Genomic DNA, 16,034 nt, shown 5'->3' with positions numbered 1-16,034 from the left:
CGGTGGCCCGATTCCACTGCGGCGATCCGACGACCCGCCGCGCCGGGCCACCTGCCGCCACCCCTGGGACCGGTGCCGGCCCCGGAGCTACTCCTCGTTCGGGCTTTCGACGAGGGCTCGCGCGTAGTTGGTCAGTGAGCGGTTGTAGCGGGTCAGGTGGGGAGCGAGTGCGCCGAGTGCCAGTGCGACCGCCTCACGCTCGCGGCCCGCGTCGACCAGTGACAGGGCGAGGAACGCGGTTATCGCGTCGTCGAGTTCGTCGGTCGCGGCGGCCCGTTCCGCGGTCAACAGGGCAATGCTCTCGTGCGTTTCGCCGAGGTTGCGCAGCGTACTGGCGAACTGGACGGTGGCGGGCCGACGCAACTCGTCGGGCAGCCCGGCGGCGAATGCCCGGCGGTAGTGCGGCGCGGCCTGCGCCTCGTGGCCCGTCGAGTCGTACGCCGACCCCATCCAGTACGCCGCGACCGCGTCGTCCGCGGGCCGTTTCGCGACCAGTGCGCGTACGGCCGCGACGAAATCGTCACTCTCGTGGGTGTCGAAGCCGGCCCACAGCGCGTCCATGCATTGCTGCCAGTGGCGAGCGTCGTCGTCGGTCGGTGCGGGTGCCATGGTGAGCACGATCTTGCCGCGGGTACGTCCCGTCTCGCTCGCTTGGTGGGCCTTCACCGCGTCCTCCAACGGCAGGACCCGCTCGACGGCGACGCGCAGTTCGCCTCGGTCGACCAGGGCCGCGATCTCGCTCAGATCCGCGCCGGAGGGCGTGAAGCCGAGTTCGACGACGCGCAGACCGCGCTCGGCGGCCCGGATGTGGAGGTCGCCGCGGTCGGGGCCGGTGCCGCGTACGTCCACCAGGATTCCGCCCGGTGCCAGGACTTCGAGGGAACGCGGGCCGTACGGGCCGCTGATCGGGTCGATCACGATGTCGATCCCGAGGACGCTCGTCGTGAAGTCCGTTTCCGTGTAGTCGACGACCTCGTCGATGCCCAGCCCGCGCAGGAAACCGTGGTGCGCGGCACGCGCGGTACCCACGACGTAGGCGCCACGGGCCTTGGCGATCTGCACCGCGAGGTGACCGATACCGCCCGCCGCCGCGTGCACGAGGACCCGGTGGCCGGGGCGGGTATCGGCGACCCGCACGAGCGCCTGCCACGCGGTCAGGGCGGTAACGGGGAGCGCGGCCGCGTGGATCGCGTCGACGGTGCGCGGGGCGTGCGCCAGGGAGGCGGCGGAGGTCACGACGTACTCGGCGTACGAGCCGTGCGGCGGCAGGGCCACGCCGAACACCTCGTCGCCGGGCGAGAAACCGGGCGTGTCGGGGCCGACCGCCTCGACGGTTCCGCTCAGGTCGAGGCCCAGGACGAACGGGGGCTCGCCGAATCGGCGCACCTCGCCCGATCGCATGCGCCAGTCGGCCGGATTGATCCCGGCGGCGTGCACCCGCACCAGCGCCTCGCCGGTGCGCGGTGCCGCGGGCCGAGCCGTCCTGACGACGTCCAAGACCTCCGGTCCGCCGTAGGCACGAAAGTTCACGGCGCGCATGGTGCTCATGGCGATTCCACTCCTCGGTGGTGAGATCGATGGCCGATCCGGCCGCGATGATCATCCTGGTCGGCGGAAGTACCTCTTGTGAAGAAGGCACCCGATCGGTATCCAGGTAGCTCGTGGATATCACCTCGACGTAAGGCGCGTTGACCACGGCCATCGTCGACTGGTCGATCGCGCACCTGCCCCGCGTCGCGGCCGCACGCAAGGGGTTCGACGCCCGCACGGTCGAGCCGATGGCACCGACGGAGCAGGGCCCCGAACACGGGCGCCGGGCGAAACATGGGCTCCGGTCCGACTTCCACGCAGCGTTTGCCGGGCGTGGCTCCGTCCTCTTCTGTGACACCGGCGGATCTCACAGGAGGGCCGGAGCAAGGCATGAGAACGAACGACGAGGCCGACTTCGACGCGTTCGTCGTTGCACGCGGGGCGGCGCTGCGCAGGACGGCGTACCTGCTGTGCGGCGACTGGCATGCCGCCGAGGATCTGGTGCAGACGACGCTGACGAGCGTCTATATACGTTGGAAACGCATCCACAAGCCCGGCGCGCGGGCGGAGTACGCCCGCAAGGTGCTGACTCGGGCGTACATCGACACCACGCGCAAGAAGTCGAACGGCGAGGCGCCGCTCGGGGACTTGCCGGACGCGCCCGCCGCGCGGAACGGGGATCCGGACGTACGCGTGGCGCTGATGGCCGCGCTGTCGCGGGCGTCACCGGGCTACCGGGCGATCCTGGTGCTGCGGTTCTGGGAGGACCAGAGCATCGAGCAGACCGCCGCGCTGCTGGGCCGGTCCCCGAGCGCGGTGCGCTCGGGGACGGCACGTGGCCTTGTGCAGTTGCGAACCCTGCTCGGCGACGAACTCGCCGAATTGCCGCGTCCGTGACGCCGCGGTGAGACCTCGACCGTGTGACGTGCGCTGGAGCCACGCTTGCGTTCGAACCCCGCTTGTGTTCGAAACCCCGCTCGTGTTCGAACCCCCGTTTGTGTTCGAACCCTGCTTGAACAGGACCGATGTGACGACGTCAGGAGACGACCGGCCCATGATCACCGAAGCTGAACTGCACGACGTTTTCAACCGTGCACTGCCAGACCTGAAGGACGAACCCACGCTTCCCGACTTCGGCGCCTCGGCCCGCAACCGGGGACAGGCGATCCACCGGCGCCGCCGGATAACCACCGGCATCGGGACCCTGGCGGCCGCCTGTCTCGTCACCGGGGCCATCTTGCTCCCGGCGCGACTCCAATGGCCCGCCGAGCGGACGTCGGGACCCGCGGCGGCCGGCCGGGTGGTGCCCGGACCGACCGCCTCCGGGATCACCGATGATCCCGGGCTCGCCGCGGCGGCGGATGCCGCCCAGGAGCGACTGCGGGAGATCCTCGACCGCCGGCTCCCCGATGCGGTCGAGTCCGTCGAAAAGGACCCGGGGGACGTCGGCCCCTGGTACCTGCTGAGGCTGCAGAAGGGGCGCACGCTGAGCCTCGCCGCCACCGATCAAGCGGTGCGTTCGTTCTACGGCGTGCCCGGACAACGCGGCCTGTGCGGCCTGCCCCCCGGCCTGCCCGGCGGCCCGGACGTCCCCGGTGACACATGCGAGCGACGCACGCTGCCCGATGGCGGCAAAGCCGTCGCCGCACGCCATACCGAGCCGAACAGCGGCATCCGGTTCGTCTGGGTCAGCATCCTGACGCCCGAGGGGAAGGCTCGGTACCTGGTCTGCGAGGACATCCCCGCGCAAGGCTCCGATCGCGCCGACCCGCTCACCGCCGAGGAACTCTTCGCGCTCGCCGCCGACCGCGAAGTCATCGACGGCCTGAATGCCCTGATCCGTAGCCAGCGGTAGGGCGGAGCCGCGGAGCCGTCGACCCTTACATGCGACAAAAGTTAACAAAAGGGGTAGATAGCGCCAAGGTGCGCGATCGGACGAGTCGATCGCGCCGGGAGATGTGTCGTCACGCGGCGGGCCGGCCGGACGCGCCGATGTCCGGCGGTCCCGCCGTTTCGACGGGTCGGCGCCCGCCGACCCGTTCGTCGACAGGAGGTACGGGCATGGCGCGCGCGATGTGGACGGGCGTGATCAACTTCGGGTTGGTCACCGTCCCGGTCGGGCTGTTCTCCGCGACCGAGGACCACACGATCCATTTCCACCAACTCCAGCGCGGCACCGCCGACCGGGTCCGCAACCAACGGGTGAACGAGCGCACCGGCAAGGAGGTCGGGTACGCCGACATCGTCAAGGGTTACGACATCGGGGACGGCCACTACCTCACCATCGAGCGCGACGAACTCGCCGACATCGCCCCGGGCCGCTCCCGCACCATCGACGTCACGGCCTTCGTCGACCTCGCCGACATCGACCCCATCCACTTCGACAAGACCTACTACCTCGCCCCCACCAAACCCGAGTACGAACGCGTCTACGCCCTGCTCCGGCAAGCCCTCGAACGTACGAACCGCGTGGGCATCGCCCTGTTCGTGATGCGCGGCCGCCAGTACCTGACCGCCCTGCGTTCCCAGGGCCGGGTCCTGACCCTGGAGACACTCCACTTCGCCGATGAAATCCGCGACCCCGCCACCGAACTCGACCACCTTCCGAAGAAGACCGCGTTCAAGGACCGCGAACTCGCGATGGCCGAACAACTCGTCGAGGCGATGGCCGCCCCCTGGCGCCCCGACGAATACCACGACACCTACCGCGAACGCGTCGAGGAACTCCTGGAGAGCAAACGCGAAGGCCGCGAGCTGGTCGCCGCCGAGGAGGCACCCGAGCCGACCAACGTGGTCGACCTCATGGAGGCCCTGCGCCGCAGCGTCGACACCGCCGGCGGGAAACGCGGTGGTCGCACCGGAACGGGGAAACGCAAGAGCGAGGCCGCGAGCACCTCCGGGCGTCGCGCCGCGACGACCCGGCCACGCGGGAAGAAGGAGGCCTCCGGCGGCGGCAAATCCCGTCCCGGGACCGGGGAAAAGAGCAGGAAGGGCCGCTCGGCGGCGAAGCAGCCCGAGGACCTGTCCGCGCTCACCAAGACCGAACTGGCCCGCAGGGCCGCCGACCTCGACGTCCCCGGACGGTCCAGGATGACCCGCGACCAACTCGAGGACGCCGTCCGCGACGCAGGCGGCACCGCGCGCCCACGCGGCAGACGAAAGGCGTCCTGAAGGTCACGGACGTGGCGCGTGCTGCCCACCGAGGCTTCGTGACAAGGGGATGAGCCCGCGGCGAGGCTGCCGTCGCGTCCGCCTCGTGCACAACGACGCGACGGACATCGACGAAGCCTTCCCGGGCCATCGCCGTCCGCCTCAGCGCACACCGGCACGCGAGACACCTTCGTCGAGAGCTTCAAGAGTCGCCAAAAGGCCTGAGAGCATGGGGTTTCGGTCGTTCTTACGCCAGCCGACGGCGATTCGTGTGCGAGCGGTTCCCGGGTCGATCCCGCGAAACGCCACACCTTCGAGGCGAATGCGCCGGATGCTCTCGGGGGCCAGCGACACTCCGAGGCCGGCTTCCACCAGGGCGCAGACGGTCTGCCATTCCACCGCGTGCTGGGACACCCGGGGCGTGAAGCCTGCCGCGGCGCACAGGCCGGTGATCCGGTCGTGCAGCTGCGGGCCGACCGCGCGGGGCAGGAGGACGAAGGCGGAGTCTGAAGATCGAAATCGAGGCGTACGCCCGGCGGTCATCGCACGGTCCGGCGCTTGTGCGTGGTGGGCGGCGGGCCGATCCCGGTGAGGGGCGCTGAGTTGTCCCGGTGTACCGCCCGGCTACCGGATTTCGGCACTGGACGACTGCGCCGCCGCGTGGGAGGCAAGGCTGTCGGCCACCCGTTGCATGACGCCTCGCATGACGGGCTCCATCAGCCAACCCCCGTCGCCTGTGTGAGTCGATCGGGCGGCTCGGACGACGCTGTTCGGGTGGTCATGCCCGGCGGGGCGGCTCGGTGGCCTCTCGTCGGCCGCCCAGTGGGATCACCAGCGGGAGGCCGGAGGCCGGGCATGCGATGACCGATGTGCGCAAGTCGAAGACCTCGCGGACCAGTTCCGGGGTGACGGATATCGGCGGGGGACCCGAGGCCACGACTCGGCCGGCGCGCATCGCGACGAGATGGTCGGCGTAGCGGCACGCGTGGTCGAGTTCGTGCAGGACGATTACGACGGTGCCGGCGAGCAGTGTCGCGGCGCCGACCAGCCCGCTCGCGATCAGCGGGATGCCGGCGGTACCGGTGAGTCGGCGGGCGATCCGGGGTGCGCCGAGCGCGATGAACGCGACCGGTCCGGCCGAGGCGGCGGCCACCGACGCCAGGCACGTGGCCACCACGAGCAGGGCGATCGCGTCGCCCTCGCGGCTGCCGCCCGGCGCGTGGAAGACGTCCGCGAGCGGGACGGTCTTGGTGCCGATCGCGAGCGACGCGAAGACAATACTCGATCGAGTGCATACTTTTGCTTTGGAGTGCAAATATATGCCATGCTGTCGGTCTCGGGTGTTCCCGAGCCGCTCACTCGTTACGATTCGGGGCCACGCGCGATCGGGCCGCCAGGGGTGCACACATGTCGAAGGTCTTGAGCAAGCTGCCGGTCGGCGAACGGATCGGTATCGCCTTCTCCGGCGGACTGGACACCTCGGTCGCGGTGGCGTGGATGCGTGAACGCGGCGCGATCCCGTACGCCTACACGGCCGACATCGGTCAGTACGACGAGCCGGACCTGAGCGACGTACCGCAGCGCGGCCGCACCTACGGTGCGGAGCAGGCGCGACTCGTGGACTGCCGCGCGGCCCTGGTCGAGGAGGGTCTCGCCGCCCTGGCATGCGGCGCCTTCCATATCCGCTCGGGTGCGCAGACCTACTTCAACACCACCCCGCTCGGTCGTGCAGTGGTGGGCACCCTCCTGGTGCGGGCCATGCACGAGGACGCCGTCTCCATCTGGGGCGACGGGTCCACGTACAAGGGCAACGACATCGAGCGGTTCTACCGCTACGGGCTGCTCGCCAACCCCGAGTTGCGGATCTACAAGCCCTGGCTGGACGGAGAGTTCGTGGCCGAGCTCGGTGGCCGGCAGGAGATGTCCTCCTGGCTCGTGGAGCGCGGCCTGCCCTACCGCGATTCGGCCGAGAAGGCGTACTCCACCGACGCGAACATCTGGGGGGCCACGCACGAGGCCAAGCGCCTCGAATACCTGGACACCTCGCTCGAGATGGTGAACCCGATCATGGGCGTCGCCTACTGGGACCCCGAGGTGGAGATCCCGACCGAGGACGTCACCGTGGAGTTCGAGCACGGCCGGCCGGTGCGGATCAACGGACGCGAGTTCGCCGACGCGGCTGAGCTGGTGCGGGAGGCCAATGACATCGGCGGCCGCCATGGGCTCGGGATGTCGGACCAGATCGAGAACCGCATCATCGAGGCCAAGAGCCGTGGCGTGTACGAGGCTCCCGGCATGGCGCTGCTGCACGTGTGTTACGAGCGGCTGCTGAACGCCATCCACAACGAGGACACCATCTCGATGTACCACGTCGAGGGACGCCGGCTCGGGCGGCTGCTCTACGAGGGCCGCTGGTTCGACCCGCAGGCGCTGATGCTCCGAGACGGTTTGCAGCGTTGGATCGGCTACCCGATCACCGGCAGCGTCACGGTGCGGCTGCGGCGCGGCCAGGACTACTCGGTGCTCGACACGCAGGGCCCGAACCTCAGCTACCACCCGGAAAAGTTGTCCATGGAGCGCAGTGTCCACCAGACGTTCGTCCCGGATGACCGGATCGGGCAACTCACCATGCGCAACCTGGACATCGCCGATTCCCGGAACAAGCTCGAGCAGTACGCCGCCCACAGTGGGCTCAACCCGTGGAGTCGACTCATCGGCGAGCTGACCCCGGGCGGCGCGACGGCCATCGCCGCGAGCAGCGACGAGGCCGAGGCGGTGGCGGTGGCATCGGACGCACTCGACCACGCGGCCATGGAGTCCGGAACCGACTGATCGCCCTCGCGCCGCACGGGCGCCCACGAACACTGAGGCCCCGAGAGGCGGCCGGCTCGACGAGCCGCCGCCTCTCGGGGCCCGTCGGTACGCGGTGTCCGGTGCCCCGTGGACCCCGGCGACCGGCTGAAGCGCCCGCCGCAAGCGCTAGCGCACCGCGTACATCCTGATCACCACGACGTCGTCGCCGTCCGGCCGGGCCAGCCCGACGAACGTGTTCTCGGCGAGACGGCGGTGGGCCGGGGCGTCGGTGCGAAAGATCGGCGACGTGCGGTAGTAGTGGCCCTTTTCGGTGACTCGGAGATCGCCGTCGTACTGGTCGGGGCCGTCCGGTGCGGGCCGATAGTAGCCGCGGTTGACGATGTCGACGACCGCGCCGTCGTCGGCGCGGACCAGGTAGCGGGCCTCCAGTTCGCAGACTTCGCCGCGCGTGCTGCTCCAGTCGCCGCCGCCCGCCAGGACGATGCCGGTGAACCAGGGGCCGGCGACCGTGCCACCGACGATCGGGGTGAACTCGGTCTTCTCACCGTCGCCGTGGCCGATGTGCAGCGTCTCGGCGACGTGGGCGCGGATCTCGAAAGCGAATTCGAGGGCAGGCGTGAATGCCATGATGATTCCTTGATTCCTTGATTCCTGATGGCTTGATGGCTTGATGAAGCGGATCGGGAAACCGGGGCCGGGGTCGTGCCTGGTGCGGTCCGGCGGCGTCATGCCGCGTCGAGCCCGCGCCGACGCGGTATCCATCCGGGCTTGGGGATCGAGTCGATGCCGGCGGGTGTACGCGTCCTGGGGTGCGCCGAGAACCCGGTCGACCGGGCCGTGCTCGACGACGCGCCCGGCGCCCGGGCGATCGCCACTCGCTGCCGCTGACCGCCCGACAGTTCCCCGGGCAGCGAGCGGGCCTCGCGGTCGTCCACGCCGACCAGGTCCAGGAGTTCCGCGACCCGGGCGCGCAGTGCCTCGCCCCTGAGCGGTCGATGCAGCGCCGCGACGCGTTCGAAGGCAAGGCTCATGAGTACTGCAACGCGGTGGGAAAATACGCGAAATGCATGGAAAACGCTGTGATATAACAATGTTGCATCACGTGAATTCAACGTCAAGTCCCCACTGAGCTAGGTTTCCCTCATGCCGATCGACGTCGACGAAGTCCAGCGCCGCAAGGCCATCGCCAAGGCGACGCTCACCGTCGCCGCGCGGGACGGGGCCCGCGCGGTGACGATCCGCGCGGTCGCCAAGGAACTCGGCGGCTCCACCGCGATGGTCACCAACTACGTGCCCACCCGCATTGCCTTGATCACGAACGCGGTCGCGACGGCCGAGTCCCGCTGGTACGCCGAACTCGACGAGCACGTCGGCCGCCTCGACGGCCGGGAGCGGCTGCACGCGACGGTCGCCTGGAACCTCACGACCGATCCGGACGACCTGCAATTGCGCCGCCTGTGGGTGGAGATGTTGTCGTCCGTGCAGGGCGGCGCCGATTCCGCGGACGCCGCGCAGACCCGTGAACCCGCCACCACGCGCCGGGAACTCCTCGACGCGGTCACCGCGGCGGGCGTCGCCGACCCGGAACTCGCCGCCGACCTGCTCTTCCTGCTGGTGCGCGGCTACTTCATCTCCACCGTCGAAGACCCCGCTCCGTGGACGCCCGAACGTGTGGCCCGGGTCGCGGACACGATCGTGGACATGCTCATCCCCTAGACCGGGCACGGACCCACCACCTTCGCGAACGCGTCGACCCCATACCCGTATCGCGTACGGGGTCGGATCCTGCGGACCGGTCGACGGGCCACGGCCGGGCCGGTGCCCCTTCGCCGCCCGGCTCCCGGCTCCCGGCGGGGGAGTGAATACCCTCAGGCGCGGCGGCCGTTCGTCGCGTCGGCGTCGGCGTCGGCGTCGGCGTCGGCGGCCAAGCCCAGTACACGGACCGCGTTCTCCTTGAGGATCAGCGGGCGTACTTCGTCCTTGATGTCCAGCCGCGCGAAGTCGGCGAGCCAGCGTTCCGGCGTGATGACCGGATAGTCGGAGCCGAACAACACCTTGTGGCGCAGCATCGAGTTCGCGGCGCGCACCAGCTGCGGCGGGAAGTACTTCGGCGACCAGCCGGACAGATCGATGTACACGTTGGCCTTGTGCGTCGCGATCGAGATCGCCTCGTCCTGCCACGGCACCGACGGATGGGCGAGGATGATCGTCAGCTCGGGGAAGTCCGCCGCGACGTCGTCGATCAGCATCGGGTTCGAGTGTCGCAGCTTGATGCCGCGGCCCCCCGGGAGACCCGCGCCGATGCCGGTCTGACCGGTATGGAAGAGCGCGGGCACGCCGGCTTCGGTGAGCGCCTCGTACAACGGGTAGAAGCGCGTGTCGTTCGGGTCGAAGCCCTGGAGACTGGGGTGGAACTTGAAGCCGCGGACGCCGTGTTGCGTGACGAGACGGCGGGCACGGGCGACGGCGGATCTGCCGCCGTGCGGGTCGACCGAGCCGAACGGGACGAGGATGTCGGCATGCGCCGCGGCGGCGTCGGCGATCTCCTCGCTGGACAGCGCCGGGTGGCCGGTCGCGGCACCCGCGTCGACGGTGAAGACGACGGCGGCGGTGCGGCGGGCGCGGTAGTGCGCGGCGATGCGCTCCAGGGTCGGGGTGCGGTCCTGGTCGGCCTTGAAGTAGGCGGCGGAGGCGTCGAGCAGTTCGCGATCGAGGGCGAAGCAGCCGTGGCCGTCCTGTTCGACGTGCACGTGCATGTCGACGGCGTCGATGGTGGTCAGGTCCATGATGGGTTCTCCGGGACGGGCGGTATGGGGCGCGGGATGCGCCGGCGGCGCCGGGGCCGCCGGCTGCGACCGGGCATCAGGGCAGGTCGGCGTCGGCCTTCGCGGCGAGCAGCAGACTCAACAGCGCGTCGCGGCGGGCGGCGAGTGCGGTGTGGTCGATCCCGGCGAGTGCTTCGTCCACGCCGGTCACGAGCTTCGCGGCCAGTTCGGGGGTGAGCGACGGGTCTCCGAGGTCGCGCCACCACGCCTCGGTCGGCGGCCCGAGGTGTTCGAGGACGTGCGCGATGCCGCCCGATCCGCCGGACAGGTGCTGGTTGGCGAACGGCCCCAGGATCGCCCAGCGCAGGCCGGGCCCGTACGCGATCGCGGTGTCGATGTCGGCCACCGTCGCCGCGCCCCGGTCGACCAGCGAGTACGCCTCCCGCCACAGCGCCGCCTGGAGTCGGTTGGCGAGGTGGCCGGGCAACTCGTGGCGGACCCGGATCGGCTTCTTGCCGACCGCGGTGTAGAAGGCGAGCGCGGTGCGGACGGCTTCCTCGGCGGTGTGTTTCCCGGGCACGACCTCGACGAGCGGGATGAGATGCGGCGGGTTGAACGGATGGCCGACGAGCACGCGCTCGGGGTGGGCGGCGCAGTCGCGGGCGATCACCGTGGCCGCCATGCCGGACGAACTGCTGGCCAGGACGACACCGGGGCGCGCCGCCGCGTCGAGGCGGGCGAACAGCGCGCGTTTGACGTCCTCGCGTTCGGGGCCGTTCTCCTGGACGAAGTCGGCCTCGGCGGCGGCCTCGGCGGCGTCCGCCGTGAACGTCAACCGGTCGGGCGAGCCGGCGTGGATCGAGCCGATGCCGGCCAGGGTCGGCCAGAGCGCGGCGACGTCGGCGCGCAGCCGCTCCTCGGCTCCCGGGGCCGGGTCGGTGGCGATCACGTCGAGCCCGTGCGCCAGGAAGTGCGCGGCCCAGCTCGCCCCGATGACGCCAGTGCCGACGATCGCGACGCGGGCGATCTCGACGGGCTCCGTCGCGGCGGCCGCGACGAGGTCGCCGGCCGGGTTCGCGGCGGCGTTCCTGTCGTGGTCGGTGTCCCTGCTCATGGGTTCCTCCGTTCTGCGGCGAGGGCGAGGAAGGCGTCGAACGCCGTCGGGTCGGCAAGGGTGTCCGGCCCGACGACGTCGGCGATGTGCGCGCCGAGCAGGATGCGCTTGACCGGCAGTTCGAGCTTCTTGCCGGTGCGGTTGCGCGGTACGGCCGCAACCGCGATGACGGCGTCCGGAACGTGCCGGGGCGAGAGCGCGCCGCGCAGTTCGCGGACGATGCGCTCGTGCAGTTCCGCGGTGAGTCCGTCCTCAGTCGCGGGGACGACGAACAGCAGCAACTCCCCGTTGCCGCCCGCCGGATCCTCCAGGTGCACGACGAGGCTGTCCGCGACCTCCGGGATCTCCTCGACGACGCGGTAGAACTCGGCGGTGCCCAGGCGCACGCCGCCGCGGTTGAGCGTGGCGTCCGAGCGTCCGGCGATCACGCAGCTTCCGGTCTCGGCGAAGCGCGCCCAGTCCCCGTGCCGCCACACGCCCGGGTAGGTGTCGAAGTAGGCCGCGCGGTAGCGGGAACCGTCGGCGTCACCCCAGAAGCCGACGGGCATCGACGGCATGGGGACGGTGATGACGAGTTCGCCGAGTTCGCCGACGACCTCGCTGCCGTCGGCGTCGAACGCGGCCGCCGCGACGCCGAGGGCCGGTCCGGAGATCTCGCCGGCCCGTACCGGCTGCCACGGGCCGCCTTGGACGATGCCGCTGCACACGTCCGTGCCGCCGCTGCCCACGTTGAGCAGGACCCGGTCGCCGAACTGCTCCTGGACCCAGCGGTAGCCCTCCGCCGGCAGCGGGCTTCCGGCGGCACCGATCTGGCGCAGGGCGGCGAGGTCGTGATCGCGTCCGGGGTTGAGCCCGGCGCGGCGGCAGGCCATCAGGTAGCCGGGGCTCGCACCCATCAGCGTCGCCCCGGTCTCGGCGGCGATGCGCCATTGCGCGTCGAGGTCGGGGTACAGCGGATTCCCGTCGAGCAGCACCGGGCAGGCGCCGACCAGCAGGCCGGATACCAGCGCGTTCCACATCATCCACGCGGTGGTGGTGAACCACACCATCCGGTCGCCCGGGGACAGATCCCAGCTGAGCGCGTGGTTCTTGAGGTGTTCGAGCAGGATGCCGCCGTGGCCGTGGACGATCGCCTTGGGCCGGCCGGTGGTGCCGGACGAGAAGAGCACGTACAGCGGATGGTCGAACGGCACGGGGTCGGTGTCCGGGCTGCCGGGCTCGGCGAGCAGGTCGTCCCACGCGACGGCGTCGGTCAGGGTGCCCGGTCCGTAGGGGACGGAGACCACCGCGCGCAGGGTCGGCAGTGCGGCGCGGATCTCCTCGACGGTCGCGCGGCGGTCGACGTCCTTGTCGCCGTACCGGTAGCCGGGCACCGCCAGCAGCACCGCGGGCTCGATCTGGGCGAACCTGTCGACGACGCTGCGCGCCCCGAACTCCGGTGCGCAGCTCGCCCATACGGCGCCCAGGCTCGCGGTGGCGAGGAACGCGACGACGGTCTCGGGGATGTTGGGCAGGTATGCCGCGACCCGGTCGCCCCGGCCGACGCCGAGGCGGCGCAGCCCGGCGCGGGCGCGGCCCACCCGGTCGCGCAGGTCGGCCCAGGTCAGGTCGACGCGGTCACGGGTCTGCGAGTACGCGATGAGCGCGGGCGCGGAGTCGGCGGCGCCGGCGCCGTGCAGGGCGTGCCCGGCGTAGTTGAGGGTGGCGCCGGGGAACCAACGGGCACCGGGCATGGTGCGGTCGGAGAGCACGGCCTCCTCGGGAGAGGCGAAGCGGACCCGGAAGAAGTCCCGGACCGACGTCCAGAAGTGCTCGGGCCGGGTGATCGACCATTGGTGCAGTTCGCGGTAGTCGGCGAACGCTTCGCCCCGGGCGGCCTCGACGTGTCGGACGAAGCGGCCGAGTTCGGTGGTGTCGAGCACGTCGGCGGCGGGAGCGCGCAGCAGTTCGGGCGCGTCGTTCGGGGCGGCGGCGGTGGCTGGGGTGCTCGGGTGCGCGGGGGTGGTCACGAGCGGCCGACCTTCCCGGCGCGGCCGTCGAGGAAAGCACGCATGCGGGTCTTGGCCTCGTCGCTGCCGGAGGCGACGGCCGCCATGAGCGATTCGAGCAGGTAGCCCTCGTCGGGGTTGGCTTGCGCGATGCGCGGGAGTGCCTGCAGGACGGCGAAGTTGCTGATGGCCGCGTTGTCGGCGATGCGCCCGGCGAGTTCGAGTGCGTGGCCGAGGCCCTCCCCGGCACCGGTCAGGTATTGCGACAGTCCGAGCGCCTGGCCGTCGGCGGCGTCGACGACGCGGCCGGTGAGCATCATGTCGGCCATGCGGTGCACGCCGATCAGACGCGGCACGCGGACCGAGGCGCCGCCGCCGACGAACAGGCCGCGTTGTCCTTCGGGCAGCGCGTAGAAAGTGCTCGGTTCGGCGACGCGGATGTGCGCGGCGCACGCGAGTTCGAGACCGCCGCCCACGACCGCGCCCTTGAGGACGGCGACGACCGGGACGTCGCCGCGTTCGATGCGGGAGAAGGCCCGATGCCACATGCGCGAATGCCGGAGCCCTGCGAAGGTGTCGCTCTCGCTGAGTTCGGACAGGTCGAGTCCGGCGCAGAAGTGGTCGCCCTCGGCGTCGAGGACGACGGCGCGTACGTCCGCCGGGGGTGCCGCGAAGAACGCTTCCAGGCCGAGGACCGTCGCGTCGTCGAGGGCGTTGCGCTTGGCCGGGCGGGCCAGGCGCAGGACCGCGACGGGGCCGTGCCGCTCGACGCGCAGCGACGGCGGCAGCGCGGGCAGCGGGGGGAGGGACGCGGCGGCCACCGACGCCTCGGCGGACGTGGGGGCGGTCGCGGTCGAGGGCCTGTCGGCGGCCGGGGCCGGGTGGGTGGCGGGGCGGGTCATGCGGAGGTTCCTTCCACGTCGGCGAAGTCCGTGGCCGCCCGCACGCGCAGCTCGACGCGGCGGATCTTGCCGGTGGCGTTGGCGGGGAGCGCGGTCACGAACACGACGTACTTGGGGATCTTGTAGCGGGCCAGGTGCGCTTCCAGGTGGGCACGCACGCCTGATTCGTCGAGGGTGAAACCCTCGCGCGTTTGGATGTACGCCGCGCCGACCTCGCCCCAGCGGGCGTCGGGTACGCCGACGACGGCGGCGGTGGCGACCGCGTCGAGCCGTAGCAGCACGGCTTCGACCTCGGCGGGGTACACGTTCTCGCCACCGGAGATGATCAGGTCCTTGACCCGGTCGGTGACCGATGCCCAGCCGTCGGGGCCGACGCTGAGCAGGTCGCCGGTGCGAAACCATCCGTCGACGAACGAATCGGCGGAGTCCGCGGGCCGGTTCCAGTAGCCGGAGAAGACATGCGGGCCGCGGACGAGCAACTCGCCGGGCGCGGCCGTGACGTCGGCGGGACGGCCGGCGCGAAGCATGGCGACGTCGGTGAAGAAGTGCGGGACGCCGACCGAAACAGGACGGTCGGCGGCGCCGGAGGCGGGTGCCATGTAGACGCCCGGCGAGGCTTCGGTCATGCCGTAGCCCTGCTGGAGGCGCACGCCGCGGTCGAGCCACGCGCGGGCGACGCGTTCCTGCACGGGCGAACCGCCGTACACGACGCTGGTCAGCGATCCCAGGTCGACGTGCGCCCACCGCGGGTGTTCGCACATCATGCGCAACATCGTGGGCACCGCGGAGAAGCTGGTGATGCGGGCCTGCTCGATGCGGTCGAGGATCGCCCCCGCGTCGAACCTGGCGACCGGTTCCACGCTGCCGCCCTTGAAGAACGTCGGCAAGGTGACCTGGCCGAGCCCGGTGGCGTGGAACAGGGGCGAGATGCACAGGGCGCGTTCGTCCTGCCCGATGTCGATGTGCGCGAGCTGGTTGATGGTGTTCCAGGTCAGGTTGGCGTGGCTGAGCACGGCGGCCTTGGGTCGGCCGGTCGTACCGGAGGTGTACAGCAGGACGGCCGGGTCGTCGGGGTCGACGGCCGGCGGCGCGTCGAGCGCGGGCCCGGCGGCGATCGCCGCGGCGAGGTCGGGCGGGTCGGCGGGGCCCGCGGCACCGGGGGCCGCCGAACGGCCGTCGGCGCCCGAGTCCGTGGGCCGGTCGCGGTCCGGGGTCGACGGGTGCGCCGCGGGCGCCGAGTCCGCCGGGCGCGCAGGGTCCGCTGCTCCTGCCGGCCCTGCCGCGATGAGGGTGCGCAGCGTGTCGGGCAGTGGCGCCGCGGCGGCCAGGAGCGCGTCGGCGTCCGGGCTGTGCACGAGCACGGCCGTCCCCGAATCCGCCAGCATGTAGCGGATCTCCGCGCCGGAGAGCCGGAAGTTGAGCGGGACGGCGATGGCGCCGAGCAGCCACGTCGCGAAGAACGTCTCGAACGTGCTTGCGGCGTTGACGCCGAGGTAGGCCACGCGGTCCCCGGGGCGCACTCCGCGCTCGGCCAGGTGTCCGGCCAGGCGCGCGGTGCGGTCGGCGAGGGCGGCATACGTGAGGGCGTGGCCGCCCTCGACGAGTGCCGTGCGCTCCGGGGAGATCCGGGCGCGGCGGGCCGGCCACGTGCCGAGCCCGAAGTTCGCGCGGGTGCCCTCAGCTGCGGTGTTCATGGATGGGTCCTCTGCGTCGAGGCAATGACAGGTTTCCTTATATCAAGATTCCGTGCAATGGTCACCCGTCCGGGACA

Annotated in this window: 14 protein-coding genes and 1 pseudogene; 5 read left to right on the top strand and 10 right to left on the bottom strand. The window is 71.2% G+C overall.

The window, feature by feature from the left end; genetic code table 11:
• Window positions 1–87: 87 nt before the first annotated feature.
• Complete coding sequence (locus ABZS54_RS08250) at window positions 88–1,548, bottom strand: tetratricopeptide repeat protein (protein ID WP_355532336.1); 1,461 nt, start codon at window positions 1,546–1,548, stop codon at window positions 88–90.
• A 372-nt stretch (window positions 1,549–1,920) separates the two neighbouring features.
• Between ABZS54_RS08250 and ABZS54_RS08245 the strand changes: the two genes are divergently transcribed.
• The 3 genes from ABZS54_RS08245 (at window position 1,921) to ABZS54_RS08235 (ending at window position 4,701) form a co-directional block, all read left to right on the top strand.
• Window positions 1,921–2,427, top strand: a complete 507-nt coding sequence (locus ABZS54_RS08245; protein WP_355532334.1) for a SigE family RNA polymerase sigma factor — start codon at window positions 1,921–1,923, stop codon at window positions 2,425–2,427.
• Between the two features lie 64 nt (window positions 2,428–2,491).
• Complete coding sequence (locus ABZS54_RS08240; RefSeq protein WP_355532332.1) at window positions 2,492–3,385, top strand: hypothetical protein; 894 nt, start codon at window positions 2,492–2,494, stop codon at window positions 3,383–3,385.
• A 206-nt stretch (window positions 3,386–3,591) separates the two neighbouring features.
• Window positions 3,592–4,701, top strand: a complete 1,110-nt coding sequence (locus ABZS54_RS08235) for a Ku protein (protein WP_355532330.1) — start codon at window positions 3,592–3,594, stop codon at window positions 4,699–4,701.
• Between the two features lie 141 nt (window positions 4,702–4,842).
• Here the strand turns inward: ABZS54_RS08235 and ABZS54_RS08230 are convergent.
• Window positions 4,843–5,190, bottom strand: a pseudogene (locus tag ABZS54_RS08230) (LysR family substrate-binding domain-containing protein); the annotation flags it as partial.
• Window positions 5,191–5,458: 268 nt separating this feature from the next.
• Entirely contained in the window at window positions 5,459–5,995 is a 537-nt protein-coding gene (locus ABZS54_RS08225) for an iron chelate uptake ABC transporter family permease subunit (RefSeq protein WP_355532328.1), read from the bottom strand.
• Window positions 5,996–6,087: 92 nt separating this feature from the next.
• Between ABZS54_RS08225 and argG the strand changes: the two genes are divergently transcribed.
• The gene (gene argG / locus ABZS54_RS08220; protein ID WP_355532326.1) at window positions 6,088–7,512 is read left to right on the top strand and encodes an argininosuccinate synthase; all 1,425 of its coding nucleotides are present in this window, start codon (window positions 6,088–6,090) and stop codon (window positions 7,510–7,512) included.
• 147 nt (window positions 7,513–7,659) lie between these two features.
• Here the strand turns inward: argG and ABZS54_RS08215 are convergent, their stop codons facing one another.
• Together ABZS54_RS08215 and ABZS54_RS08210 are read right to left on the bottom strand one after the other, a co-directional pair.
• The gene (locus ABZS54_RS08215) at window positions 7,660–8,121 is read right to left on the bottom strand and encodes a DUF3237 domain-containing protein (RefSeq protein ID WP_355532324.1); all 462 of its coding nucleotides are present in this window, start codon (window positions 8,119–8,121) and stop codon (window positions 7,660–7,662) included.
• 98 nt (window positions 8,122–8,219) lie between these two features.
• On the bottom strand, window positions 8,220–8,525 hold the full coding sequence (locus ABZS54_RS08210) for an ATP-binding cassette domain-containing protein (protein ID WP_355532322.1): 306 nt from the start codon (window positions 8,523–8,525) through the stop codon (window positions 8,220–8,222).
• 112 nt (window positions 8,526–8,637) lie between these two features.
• Between ABZS54_RS08210 and ABZS54_RS08205 the strand changes: the two genes are divergently transcribed.
• Window positions 8,638–9,210 carry a TetR family transcriptional regulator C-terminal domain-containing protein gene (locus ABZS54_RS08205; RefSeq protein ID WP_355532320.1) on the top strand — a complete coding sequence of 191 codons (573 nt, stop codon included), beginning with the start codon at window positions 8,638–8,640 and terminating at the stop codon, window positions 9,208–9,210.
• Between the two features lie 152 nt (window positions 9,211–9,362).
• On the opposite strand, the gene couO is transcribed toward ABZS54_RS08205, so the two are convergent.
• The 5 genes from couO to ABZS54_RS08180 all read right to left on the bottom strand — a co-directional run bounded on the left by couO (window position 9,363) and on the right by ABZS54_RS08180 (window position 15,957).
• Window positions 9,363–10,280, bottom strand: coding sequence for a 4-hydroxyphenyl-beta-ketoacyl-CoA hydrolase (gene couO, locus ABZS54_RS08200; protein ID WP_355532318.1), 918 nt, complete (start codon window positions 10,278–10,280; stop codon window positions 9,363–9,365).
• A gap of 76 nt (window positions 10,281–10,356) precedes the next feature.
• Window positions 10,357–11,373, bottom strand: a complete 1,017-nt coding sequence (locus ABZS54_RS08195; protein ID WP_355532316.1) for a 3-hydroxyacyl-CoA dehydrogenase NAD-binding domain-containing protein — start codon at window positions 11,371–11,373, stop codon at window positions 10,357–10,359.
• Window positions 11,370–13,382 (bottom strand): acetoacetate--CoA ligase, encoded by a 2,013-nt coding sequence (locus ABZS54_RS08190; RefSeq protein WP_355532314.1) that lies wholly within the window; start codon window positions 13,380–13,382, stop codon window positions 11,370–11,372. The genes ABZS54_RS08195 and ABZS54_RS08190 overlap by 4 nt, the downstream gene beginning before the upstream one ends.
• Window positions 13,379–14,263 carry a crotonase/enoyl-CoA hydratase family protein gene (locus ABZS54_RS08185; RefSeq protein WP_355532312.1) on the bottom strand — a complete coding sequence of 295 codons (885 nt, stop codon included), beginning with the start codon at window positions 14,261–14,263 and terminating at the stop codon, window positions 13,379–13,381. The genes ABZS54_RS08190 and ABZS54_RS08185 overlap by 4 nt, the downstream gene beginning before the upstream one ends.
• Window positions 14,260–15,957 carry a long-chain fatty acid--CoA ligase gene (locus ABZS54_RS08180; protein WP_355532310.1) on the bottom strand — a complete coding sequence of 566 codons (1,698 nt, stop codon included), beginning with the start codon at window positions 15,955–15,957 and terminating at the stop codon, window positions 14,260–14,262. Before ABZS54_RS08180 ends, ABZS54_RS08185 begins: the two co-directional genes overlap by 4 nt.
• Between the last annotated feature and the right edge of the window lie 77 nt (window positions 15,958–16,034).

Source organism: Embleya sp. NPDC005575, from assembly GCF_040605455.1.
In the GTDB taxonomy this organism is placed as follows: Bacteria; Actinomycetota; Actinomycetes; order Streptomycetales; family Streptomycetaceae; genus Embleya.
The sequence above is the reverse complement of the archived record's forward strand: the minus strand, read 5'-3'. Positions and strand labels throughout refer to the sequence as shown.

Bases quoted from the DNA above. Each gene is read 5' to 3' on its own strand.
- ABZS54_RS08250 (WP_355532336.1), bottom strand. From the start codon at position 1,548: ATGAGCACCATGCGCGCCGTGAACTTTCGTGCCTACGGCGGACCGGAG.
- ABZS54_RS08245 (WP_355532334.1), top strand. From the start codon at position 1,921: ATGAGAACGAACGACGAGGCCGACTTCGACGCGTTCGTCGTTGCACGC.
- ABZS54_RS08235 (WP_355532330.1), top strand. From the start codon at position 3,592: ATGGCGCGCGCGATGTGGACGGGCGTGATCAACTTCGGGTTGGTCACC.
- argG (WP_355532326.1), top strand. From the start codon at position 6,088: ATGTCGAAGGTCTTGAGCAAGCTGCCGGTCGGCGAACGGATCGGTATC.
- ABZS54_RS08215 (WP_355532324.1), bottom strand. From the start codon at position 8,121: ATGGCATTCACGCCTGCCCTCGAATTCGCTTTCGAGATCCGCGCCCAC.
- ABZS54_RS08210 (WP_355532322.1), bottom strand. From the start codon at position 8,525: ATGAGCCTTGCCTTCGAACGCGTCGCGGCGCTGCATCGACCGCTCAGG.
- ABZS54_RS08205 (WP_355532320.1), top strand. From the start codon at position 8,638: ATGCCGATCGACGTCGACGAAGTCCAGCGCCGCAAGGCCATCGCCAAG.
- couO (WP_355532318.1), bottom strand. From the start codon at position 10,280: ATGGACCTGACCACCATCGACGCCGTCGACATGCACGTGCACGTCGAA.
- ABZS54_RS08195 (WP_355532316.1), bottom strand. From the start codon at position 11,373: ATGAGCAGGGACACCGACCACGACAGGAACGCCGCCGCGAACCCGGCC.
- ABZS54_RS08185 (WP_355532312.1), bottom strand. From the start codon at position 14,263: ATGACCCGCCCCGCCACCCACCCGGCCCCGGCCGCCGACAGGCCCTCG.
- ABZS54_RS08180 (WP_355532310.1), bottom strand. From the start codon at position 15,957: ATGAACACCGCAGCTGAGGGCACCCGCGCGAACTTCGGGCTCGGCACG.